The organism is Pseudoalteromonas sp. SWXJZ94C (assembly GCF_015864385.1).
GTDB lineage: Bacteria > Pseudomonadota > Gammaproteobacteria > Enterobacterales > Alteromonadaceae > Pseudoalteromonas.
In genome coordinates this window covers 68,896-79,342 of the sequence record NZ_JADYXF010000023.1, presented here as the reverse complement: position 1 = coordinate 79,342, position 10,447 = coordinate 68,896, and the positions used below count along the sequence as shown (strand labels likewise).

Sequence of the window (10,447 nt, the reverse complement as noted above, 5' to 3'; positions counted from 1 at the left end):
AACTATCATTTTTTTGTCAAAATATGCACGAAGAGCGAACCCAAAAAGAGATAAAGAAAAAGGACGATTAAAATGCGGCCTGAATCCAATTATCTCTTAATGTCTAACCTATGAATTAGCACTACTTAATTAGCATTACTTGATCGGCATTATAGCGTTTTGAGTTTCTCAATTATGCTATCGTATTCTGGTTCAGTTGAAAGGCTAGCTACTAACTGTTTATAAACTACTTTATGGCTTTCATCTAAAATAAGCACAGCTCGCGTTAGTAAGCCCATATCTTTAATAATCAATCCATAGTTTTGACCAAAATCACGCCAAACAGAATCAGATAAAGTAATTACTTTGTCGATATTTTCGGCTTTGCAAAAACGTTTTTGAGCGAAAGGTAAATCAGCACTGATTGTTAACATTGCCACAGCGGGGAACTGTTTTGCCACTTTTTCGTTAAAATGCTTGGTTTGCAAGCTGCAAATGCCAGTATCTAAACTTGGAACAACACTAATTAAAATAGCTTGTCCTTTATAGTCATTAAGTGTAACTGGTGTAAACGCATCATTCACAACTTTAAAGTTAGGCGCGCTATCACCAACAGAAACACCTTTACCTAATAAAGTTATAGGTTTACCTTGGGCTGAGACTTTTCCTGCATCAAGTGTGTTTTCAGGGATATCGGATGCTACAGCCACAGAGCAAAATACACTCAAGGCAAAAGCTAATGAACGAAACATAAGGTATTTCCTTTTAAATTAACGCAATAGGCGGCAGTGTATTATACTGCGCCATAGTAACCAAGCGATTATGTAGTTCTAATGGAGTAGTTATTAGTTCTGTCATTTAAAAATTGTAACTGGGTTAAACTTTGATTAACATATAGTTATAAACAATATCTTTAATAATAATAAAAATAAAACCAATATAACTTTGATATTTATAACTGGTTTAAAAATAGAGAGATAGTATGTCAACATCAGTACTAATATGTGATGATTCGAAATTAGCGAGGCGCCAGTTAGCCCGCTCTTTGCCTGACGATTGGGATATTAAAGTTGAGTTTGCGCTTGATGGTGTTGACTGTATTAGACAAATAAAATCAATCCAACCTGAGATCCTTTTCCTCGATTTAAATATGCCCGAAATGGATGGTTATGAAGTATTAATAGCTATGCAAGAGCAGGGACTTAATATACTTACCGTTGTAGTCTCTGGTGATATACAACCGAGTGCACACCAACGAGTGCTCGAACTCGGTGCAATCGATTTTATTCAAAAGCCTTGCTCGGCAGAAAAACTAGCAAACATAATTGAACACCATGGCATTAAAGATAAAGCTATGCGTGAGCGCCTTTCTCATTCATTAGGTGAGCAAGTTGACCCTGATGTACGTGATATATACCAAGAACTTACAAACGTGGCTATGGGGCAGGCAGGAGACTTACTCGCACGCTTGCTTAATGTATTTGTAAAACTCCCCATTCCGAATGTAAATATTTTAGAGGTGAGTGAACTTGATATGGCACTGCGCTCTATTGATAGTAATGCATCTACTTCGGGTGTTTGCCAAGGTTTTATTGGTGGTGGTGTATCAGGTGAGGCATTATTATTATTAAATGATTCTAGTTTTAAAGAAATTGCGTCTTTAATGAATTACGATGGTGAGCTAAACGATAAAGTTGAGCTTGAATTACTTATGGATATAAGTAACATTTTAATAGGGGCTATTTTAACGGGTCTTTCAAAGCAGCTTGATATGTCGTTTAGCCAAGGTCACCCCATAGTACTTGGTCAACATAGAGATGTATCCGAATTAGTAAGAGCGAATAAACCTCGATGGCAGCGAACGCTTGCTATTGAGATTAGCTACGGCATAGAAAATCACGATATAAATTGTGACCTTATGCTGTTATTTACTGAAGATTCACTTAAAACTTTGAAATACAAAGTTGCTTACCTATTAGAAGATTGAGTTATGGCTGCTGATTTAGAGATGACTGAGATCCATTGGTTAATGGATATGTTTAATACCGTTGATGTAGGTCTTGTGGTACTCGATAGGGACTATAAGGTATGTGTATGGAATGGTTTTATGGAAAACCATTCAGGACTACTACCAAGTGCGGTAAAAGATAAAGATTTATTTGATTTATTCCCTGCAATAGACGAAAAATGGTTTAGAAGTAAATCTGAGTCAGTATTTGTATTAAAAAATCGTTCATTTACTATTTGGGAACAGCAACCTTATATATTTCGCTTTAAAAATTATCGCCCAATTACGGGTAAAGCAGATTATATGTATCAAAATGCTACTTTTATTCCTCTTACAAATACCATGGGTGAGGTTAGTCATATTTGCATTATTCTTTATGATGTAACCGATATTGCGGTTAATAAAAAAGAGCTGGAAGATTTAAATAAAAAGCTAGAACAAGTGAGTCAAACCGACAGCTTAACGCAATTGGCTAATAGAGGTCATTGGGAGAGTACGCTAAGACAGGAGTTTTTACGTACAAAACGCAGTGAAGGCTGCAGTACCTTACTCATTTTTGATATTGATCACTTTAAAAAAGTAAATGACGAATACGGTCATAGCTGTGGAGATGAGGCTTTACGTCATCTTTCAAAGTTATTACGCTCAGCGCTACGCGAAACCGATATGGCGGGACGTTACGGGGGCGAGGAATTTGTAATTACTTTACTTGATACAGATAAAGAAGGTGCGTCTATATTTGCAGAGCGTTTAAGGCAATTAATTGAATCAAAACCTGTTTTATATAAAGATCTTGAAATTAATATGACTGTAAGTATTGGCTTTGCCTGTTTTAGTAATGAATTTAAAGATCATGAACGTTGGATTGAGGCCGCTGATAAGGCGCTCTATTATTCTAAAAATAATGGTCGTAATAAAGTAACAGCTTACGATGATATTGAAGTGGTGAAATAAGGTTAAGTAAAGACATTATTTTTCTACTAATTTGTGTCAAACACTTCGAAACGAGCAGTTATGACCCGTTAGCTTTTTCTGGCGATAATCAAATAACAAATTGCTTGTTTCTTCAACACTAAAAGTAACAACATAAATGTGCTTGTTACTATTCAATATTTTCACTCTGTTGTATGGCGAGAGTCACCTTTTGGGCATTGACCAATTATTGAGACCTCATCAAAATTTGACTCTTGTTCTAGTTTTACCTTAAAGCCCCATAGTCTGTAAAGATGCTTAAGCACTTCTTCGTGCGAGTTTGCTAAAGGAATATTGTTATGGGGTACATAGCGTAGGGTTAGTGAACGGTCACCTCTAATATCAACGTCATATACTTGAATGTTGGGCTCATGATTACTCAAGTTGTACTGCGCTGAGAGTGCTTCTCTTACTGCTTTATAGCCGTTGTCGTTATGTATTGCGCCAATTTCTAAATGGGGGTTATTAGTATGATCAATAATAGTAAATAATTTAAAATCACGAATTAACTTAGGCGATAAAAACTGGCTAATAAAACTCTCATCTTTAAAGTTTTCCATTGCAAAATGCAGTGTATCTAGCCAATTACTGCCTGCATATTCAGGAAACCAGCGTTTATCTTCTTCAGTTGGGTGCTCACATATTCTGCGAATATCAACCATCATATTAAAGCCTAAAGCATATGGGTTAATGCCTGAATAATACTTACTGTTATAAGGTGGCTGATAAACTACGTTGGTATGGCTTTGTAAAAACTCTAACATGAAAGAGTCGGTAAGTTTTCCCTCATCGTATAAGTGATTAAGGATGGTGTAATGCCAAAAAGTTGCCCAACCTTCGTTCATTACTTGAGTTTGTTTTTGTGGATAAAAGTATTGCGAAATTTTACGAACAATACGTATCACTTCACGTTGCCAAGAGTCGAGTAATGGGGCATTTTTTTCAATAAAATACAAAATATTTTCTTGAGGTTCAGAAGGGAAATGGCGGACTTTCTTTTTGGTTTCTTGCTGTTGCTCAGGAATAGTTCGCCATAGTTCGTTTACTTGCGATTGAAGATAGTCTTCGCGCTCTTGTTGGCGTTTTTGCTCTTCAAATAGCGATATTTGTTGTGGACGTTTGTAGCGATCGACTCCGTAATTCATTAATGCATGACATGAGTCGAGTAGAGCTTCTACTTGTGTAATACCGTGCTTTTCTTCACAGCGACTTATGTAGTTTTTAGCAAATACCAAGTAATCAATAATTGAGCCAGCATCGGTCCAGGTTTTAAATAAGTAATTACCTTTAAAAAATGAGTTATGTCCGTAACATGCATGCGCCATTACAAGCGCTTGCATAGGTAAGGTATTTTCTTCCATTAAGTACGCAATACAAGGGTCTGAATTTATCACTATTTCGTAAGCGAGACCCATTTGTCCGCGCTTATAATTTTGCTCGGTTTGAATAAACTTTTTACCGTAAGACCAATGGCTGTAGCCAATGGGCATGCCAACGCTTGAATAAGCATCCATCATCTGCTCTGCGGTTATCACTTCAATTTGATTAGGATAGGTATCTAACCTATAGTGAGCTGCAACACGGGCAATTTCACTTTGATATTCATTTAATAAACCAAAGGTCCAATCTGGGCCATCACTCAATCGTTTATCATTCATAATGCTACCTCGCTTTTGGCTATGCAGAGTTTTGCTGTTGACGACCTTTTTTAAATAGCTCCCTAAAAATTGGGTAAATATCTTCAACGCTTTGAATATGCTGTATGGCGAAATTATTATGGCTGTGTGTTATTGATTCATATTCGCGCCATAGGCTTTGATGAGCACGAGTGGTTATTTCAATATAAGCAAAATAGCGTACTGCGCTTAAGAGCTTATTACGTAAAATTTCACCACACTGCGGGGTGTCGTCCGCCCAGTTATCGCCATCAGAGGCTTGTGCGGCGTATACATTCCACTCGTTTGCGTGATAACGCTCTTTTATTATTTCGTTCATTAATTTAAGAGCGCTTGAAACAATAGTGCCGCCAGTTTCTTGAGAATAAAAAAACTCTTGCTCGTCTACTTCTTTTGCTTGTGTGTGGTGGCGAATATAAACAACTTCTATGTCTTTATAGCTGCGTGTTAAAAATTGATAGAGCAAAATATAAAACCGTTTTGCCATGTCTTTTGTTGGCTGATCCATTGAGCCTGACACATCCATAATACAAAACATCACCGCTTTGCTGGTGGGGTGAGGGCGTTTTTCGTAATTACGAAAACGTAAATCGTAGTTATCGATAAACGGGACCGATTTAATTTGTAGTTTTAATGCTGCAATTTCTTTTTGCAATAAAGCAATTGCCGCATTATCGCTATGTGGCTCACTAAGTAATAGAGTAAGTTGATTTTCAAGCTCAACTAGTCGGCGTTTTTTACCAGCGCTCATTGCCACACGTCGTGCAAGTGATCCTTGTAATGAGCGAACAATATCAATATTGCTTGGCATGCCGTCGCTACAAAATCCGGCGCGGTGGGTTTTCATTTGCACTAACTTATCAAGTTGGTTTTCTTGTAAGTTAGGAAGTTCTAGATCTTCAAACAGTAAATCAAGGTACTCGTCTTTTGATATTGAAAATACAAACTCATCTTGTCCCTCGCCTGAATCGCTGGCGTCACCTTCACCGGCACCGCCTCCTTGCCCGCCTTTGGGGCGCTCAATTTTGTCGCCGGTAGAAAACTGATCGTTACCTGGATGAACCTGCTCTCTATCACCGCCTTTTCCTTGATGGAAGGTAGGTTCGCTGATATCGCGTTGTGGAATAGAAATACTCTCACCAGAGCTTGAATCGGTAACGCTGCGTTTGTTTATCGCATCTGAAACCGCTTCTTTAATTTGCTTTTTATAGCGCCTAATAAAGCGCTGGCGATTAAGCGTACTTTTATTTTTTCCGTTTAAACGCCTATCTATAAAATGCGCCATTATGACCTCCTATATACTACGACTATGAAGGTTATTGCGATTTTCTAACCCGTAAATACCACTCAGAAAGCAAGCGAACTTGTTTTTGTGTATAGCCTTTTTCGACCATACGGTTCACAAAGTCTTCGTGCTTTTGCTGATCCTCTGCAGATGTTTTAGTATTAAACGAAATAACAGGGAGTAAATCTTCGGTATTAGAGAACATTTTTTTCTCAATCACCGTGCGTAGTTTTTCGTAGCTTGTCCATAGTGGGTTTTTACCGTTGTTATGCGCACGGGCACGCAGTACAAAGTTCACTATTTCATTACGAAAATCTTTAGGGTTAGAAATACCTGCTGGCTTTTCTATTTTTTCAAGTTCGGCATTAAGTGCCTCGCGGTCAAATAGTTGTCCCGTATCAGGGTCGCGATATTCTTGGTCTTGTATCCAAAAGTCTGCATAAATAACATAACGGTCAAAAATGTTTTGTCCGTATTCTGAATACGATTCTAAATAGGCGGTTTGCAGTTCTTTACCTATAAATTCTACATATTGCGGAATTAAATAGCCTTTTAAAAAGCTTAAATAACGCTCTTCTATTTCGCTTGAAAATTGCTCACGCTCTATCTGTTGCTCAAGCACATAGAACAAATGCACCGGATTTGCAGCAACCTCAGTGGTATCAAAGTTAAACACACGAGATAAAATTTTAAACGCAAAGCGAGTAGAGAGCCCCGTCATACCTTCATCAACACCTGCGTAATCACGATACTCTTGATACGATTTTGCTTTAGGATCGGTGTCTTTTAGAGTCTCGCCATCGTATACCCGCATTTTTGAATAGATACTTGAATTTTCTGGCTCTTTTAAACGTGATAGCGTTGTAAATTGCGCCAATGTTTTAAGTGTACCTGGTGCACATGGCGCGTTGTATAACTCGCTGTGCTCAAGTAATTTGTCGTAAATTTTAATTTCTTCGGTTACACGTAAGCAGTAAGGTACTTTTACAATATAAACACGGTCTAAAAATGCTTCGTTGTTTTTATTGTTTTTAAAGGTTTGCCACTCAGATTCATTAGAGTGAGCGAGGATCATGCCATTAAAGGGCAGGGCACTAATGCCTTCTGTGCCGTTGTAGTTACCTTCTTGGGTTGCGGTAAGTAAAGGATGCAGCACTTTAATAGGTGCTTTAAACATTTCTACAAATTCCATCAGCCCTTGGTTAGCTAAACATAAAGAGCCAGAGTAGGCGTATGCATCAGGATCGTTTTGGGCAAAGTGCTCAAGCTGGCGAATATCGACCTTACCCACTAGCGCCGAAATATCTTGGTTGTTTTCATCTCCAGGTTCGGTTTTGGCAATGCCTATTTGGTTTAAAATTGAGGGGTAGCGCTTAACCACTCTAAATTGGCTAATATCACCATTGAATTCTTTTAAGCGTTTGCCAGCCCAAGGCGACATAATGGTTTTTAAGTAGCGCGGTTTAATACCGTATTCTTGCTTTAGTACGTCGGCGTCCTCTATTGGGTCAAATAATGCAAGAGGATGGTCGTTTACCGGAGAGCCTTTAATTGAATAAATAGGTACTTGTTGCATTAAATATTTGAGTTTTTCAGCAATGGATGATTTACCACCCCCAACAGGTCCAAGCAAATAAAGCACTTGCTTGCATTCTTCAAGTCCTTGGGCGGCGTGTTTTAAATAAGAGACTATTTGCTCAATGGCGTCTTCCATACCATAAAAATCAGTAAAAGCTGGGTAGCGTGCAACTACTCTATTAGAAAATAACCGGCTTAGTCGTGCATCCGTTGCGGTATCTACCATGTTTGGTTCGCCAATTGCCATGAGTAGGCGTTCTGGTGCGCTGGCGTAGGCAGACTTATCGGTTTTACAAATCTCAAGAAATTCAGCGATACTGTATTCTTCTTCCTGTGCCGCTTCGTATCGTGCTTGGTAATGCTCAAAAATCGTCATAATAACCTCCGAAACCCGCTGTAAAAAGGTGCTTACCTTTTAAAGTCTAGTCGCGAATGTGTACTTTTGTGCAATAAAATTAAAAATTTAAGTGAAAAAAGATCATGTTACTAAAAGTGTTTTATTAAATAGTAAGGTGTTTAGGAGTGATAAATAAGAAACAAAAAAAGACGCCTAGGCGTCTTTTTTACATTAGCGTTTAAAGGCTAATTAAGCGAAGTTAGCGTTCGCGAATTCCCAGTTTACAAGCGACCAAAAACCTTTAAGGTAATCTGGACGAACGTTACGGTAATCAATGTAGTAAGCGTGTTCCCATAAATCCACTGTAAGGATTGGAGTAACGCCATCATCAGTTAATGGTGTAGCAGCGTTAGATGTATTAACGATGTCTAGTGAACCATCAGCAAGCTTAACTAACCACGTCCAGCTTGAACCAAAGTTATTTACTGCTTTGTCATTTAATGCAGCTTTAAACGCATCAAAAGAACCCCATTTAGCGTTGATTGCATCAGCAACTGCGCCAGTAGGCTCGCCGCCGCCGTTTGGAGATAAGCTGTTCCAGTAAAAAGTATGGTTCCAGATTTGTGCTGCGTTGTTAAATACGCCGCCTTCTGATGAACATACGATCTCTTCTAGAGATTTGTTTTCAAACTCAGTACCAGGGATTAAACCATTAAGCTTAACCACGTATGTGTTGTGGTGTTTGCCATGGTGAAACTCTAGTGTTTCTTTTGAAATATGTGGCTCAAGTGCGTCGATTGCATATGGTAGTGACGGTAGTTCAAATGCCATTTTTTTATCTCCATCTTCTTTGGTTGATAGTCCATTTGGTAATACGTAATGCCTGTTGGAACAGACCAGTTACCTATACCAAGCGGTAATATAGTGTTACTATAATTGTTGAGTATTTTACTCAAGTTTAAGCAAACAGCAATGCTATTGCGAAAGACTATTTCAATTGCGGCTTTATTTGCCCATATTAAGTTATATATTTGTGGTCACGATGAGTTATTTTCAAGACCTAAATATATTTAGCTATCGTTACTTTGAGGTTGTAGATGGAAACCATTGATAAAATTAAACAGCAAATTTCAGAAAACCCAATAATCCTTTTTATGAAAGGGTCACCAAAATTACCAAATTGTGGTTTTTCTTCACAAGCATCGCAAGCGTTAATGTCATGTGGTGAACCATTTGCATACGTTGATATTTTACTTAATCCAGACATTCGTGCTGAGCTTCCAGCATACGCAAATTGGCCAACATTCCCGCAATTATGGGTAGATGGCGAATTAGTTGGTGGTTGTGACATTATTATAGAAATGTTTCAACGCGGTGAATTACAGCCGTTAATTACAGAAACTGCTGCAAAATATAAAGAAGCTGACGCAGAGTAATTTTATTACTCAACCTGCTATCAGGTTATCAAGCTCTTTAAACACAAAGCCACTTTTTAAGTGGCTTTGTTGTTTTGAATGTACACTGTTTTAAATAATTTTAACTCGGGTTAGAAATCTACTAACAGGTTAACTATAAAGAGTAGGAGTTCAAATTAAGGTAGCTGTTTATAGACTCACTTTTAAACTATCTTTTTTTATTTTAAAAATTTGCATACATTATCTAGGGCTTGTTTATCTTTCGAGGTTAAAGCCAGTAGGGTAACGAAGAAGCAATTACCGACCCCACTAGTTTACAAACCTCGCGCCGTGATTAAATCGCCCCTTGATAGAATAAATTTTAATCCTGAAAGGGCAGCAGGTCTTCGTGTACTACTATTACTAATTTTTTCAATTATCAGATATGCCTTTTTTATTAAGTTAGTTTCCCAATATAACGAGTTTTAATCAAAAATCATTTAGTAAGCTAGAATTTTACTTAGCTACTTATTGATTAGTGTCCTTGTTATTAAAACCGAATATTTACACCTTTTATAAAATAATCAAAAAACCAGCACAACACTTATACCAATCCACAATAATGCTTAATCAATTTGAGGGGTTAAACCTGACGCTAACTGCGTTAAAAATTTTTGCCTTGTTATCGACAAAGTTTTCTTACCTCAAAATAGACCATTTATTTAAGTTAATTGGCATTACATTGTTTTAATAACGATAAAAATAAGTTTTATGGGTACTGCTGCTTAAGAGAAAACATATAAATGTAGGAAAAAATAAATCATAAGTAATTAAAATTTATATGTTTAATATACTTTGATTGGATTTTTAACATGTACTCGAACATAAATAATGTTTATAAAAGATATATCGGTAAATAAAAATTCATTATTAAGAGGCTAAAAATGCCACAAATATTAATAACTATACAAAGGAGCGGCAAAAAGCAGAGAGGTTAAACCATAAAACTTCGTAAATAGCATAAAACTATCTAAATGTTAACTGAATAACTTTAGTTTTTTTGAATATTTATTCACTTGGGTGCTGCTTTACGTTTACGTAAGCTGTATCTTGAGGGGTGTTTGTTTTTACAAAATGTTAAACTTGACACCGGTGTTATGAAAAAATAACGACCAATATAGCGCTAATTGTTAAAATTGATGATAAAAAAGAAATGTT

The 10,447-nt window shown here is 37.1% G+C and carries 8 protein-coding genes; 3 read left to right on the top strand and 5 right to left on the bottom strand.

Annotation, left to right across the window (positions count from 1 at the left end; all coding sequences use genetic code 11):
• Nucleotides 1-149 precede the first annotated feature (149 nt).
• Nucleotides 150-731, bottom strand: a complete 582-nt coding sequence (gene tpx, locus I6F65_RS11665) for a thiol peroxidase (protein WP_024611622.1) — start codon at nucleotides 729-731, stop codon at nucleotides 150-152.
• Nucleotides 732-961: 230 nt separating this feature from the next.
• Here tpx and I6F65_RS11660 point away from each other — a divergent pair, with 230 nt between their 5' ends.
• Nucleotides 962-1,966 carry a response regulator gene (locus I6F65_RS11660; RefSeq protein WP_024611621.1) on the top strand — a complete coding sequence of 335 codons (1,005 nt, stop codon included), beginning with the start codon at nucleotides 962-964 and terminating at the stop codon, nucleotides 1,964-1,966.
• 3 nt (nucleotides 1,967-1,969) lie between these two features.
• Complete coding sequence (locus I6F65_RS11655) at nucleotides 1,970-2,941, top strand: diguanylate cyclase (protein WP_024611620.1); 972 nt, start codon at nucleotides 1,970-1,972, stop codon at nucleotides 2,939-2,941.
• Nucleotides 2,942-3,102: 161 nt separating this feature from the next.
• Here I6F65_RS11655 and I6F65_RS11650 read toward each other — a convergent pair whose 3' ends face one another.
• From I6F65_RS11650 to I6F65_RS11635, 4 genes are all read right to left on the bottom strand, one after another.
• Nucleotides 3,103-4,617: a SpoVR family protein gene (locus tag I6F65_RS11650; protein ID WP_197112988.1), complete on the bottom strand. Its 1,515-nt coding sequence runs from the start codon at nucleotides 4,615-4,617 to the stop codon at nucleotides 3,103-3,105.
• Between the two features lie 19 nt (nucleotides 4,618-4,636).
• Nucleotides 4,637-5,920, bottom strand: coding sequence for a YeaH/YhbH family protein (locus I6F65_RS11645; RefSeq protein WP_197112987.1), 1,284 nt, complete (start codon nucleotides 5,918-5,920; stop codon nucleotides 4,637-4,639).
• 31 nt (nucleotides 5,921-5,951) lie between these two features.
• On the bottom strand, nucleotides 5,952-7,874 hold the full coding sequence (locus I6F65_RS11640) for a PrkA family serine protein kinase (protein ID WP_166110754.1): 1,923 nt from the start codon (nucleotides 7,872-7,874) through the stop codon (nucleotides 5,952-5,954).
• Between the two features lie 210 nt (nucleotides 7,875-8,084).
• Nucleotides 8,085-8,666: a superoxide dismutase gene (locus tag I6F65_RS11635; protein WP_024611616.1), complete on the bottom strand. Its 582-nt coding sequence runs from the start codon at nucleotides 8,664-8,666 to the stop codon at nucleotides 8,085-8,087.
• A 266-nt stretch (nucleotides 8,667-8,932) separates the two neighbouring features.
• Between I6F65_RS11635 and I6F65_RS11630 the strand changes: the two genes are divergently transcribed.
• On the top strand, nucleotides 8,933-9,271 hold the full coding sequence (locus I6F65_RS11630; RefSeq protein WP_004335359.1) for a Grx4 family monothiol glutaredoxin: 339 nt from the start codon (nucleotides 8,933-8,935) through the stop codon (nucleotides 9,269-9,271).
• The last annotated feature ends 1,176 nt before the right edge of the window (nucleotides 9,272-10,447 follow it).

What these genes read in the sequence shown, in the direction of transcription:
- tpx (WP_024611622.1), bottom strand. Translation starts at nt 731, where the DNA reads ATGTTTCGTTCATTAGCTTTTGCCTTGAGTGTATTTTGCTCTGTGGCT.
- I6F65_RS11660 (WP_024611621.1), top strand. Translation starts at nt 962, where the DNA reads ATGTCAACATCAGTACTAATATGTGATGATTCGAAATTAGCGAGGCGC.
- I6F65_RS11655 (WP_024611620.1), top strand. Translation starts at nt 1,970, where the DNA reads ATGGCTGCTGATTTAGAGATGACTGAGATCCATTGGTTAATGGATATG.
- I6F65_RS11650 (WP_197112988.1), bottom strand. Translation starts at nt 4,617, where the DNA reads ATGAATGATAAACGATTGAGTGATGGCCCAGATTGGACCTTTGGTTTA.
- I6F65_RS11645 (WP_197112987.1), bottom strand. Translation starts at nt 5,920, where the DNA reads ATGGCGCATTTTATAGATAGGCGTTTAAACGGAAAAAATAAAAGTACG.
- I6F65_RS11640 (WP_166110754.1), bottom strand. Translation starts at nt 7,874, where the DNA reads ATGACGATTTTTGAGCATTACCAAGCACGATACGAAGCGGCACAGGAA.
- I6F65_RS11635 (WP_024611616.1), bottom strand. Translation starts at nt 8,666, where the DNA reads ATGGCATTTGAACTACCGTCACTACCATATGCAATCGACGCACTTGAG.
- I6F65_RS11630 (WP_004335359.1), top strand. Translation starts at nt 8,933, where the DNA reads ATGGAAACCATTGATAAAATTAAACAGCAAATTTCAGAAAACCCAATA.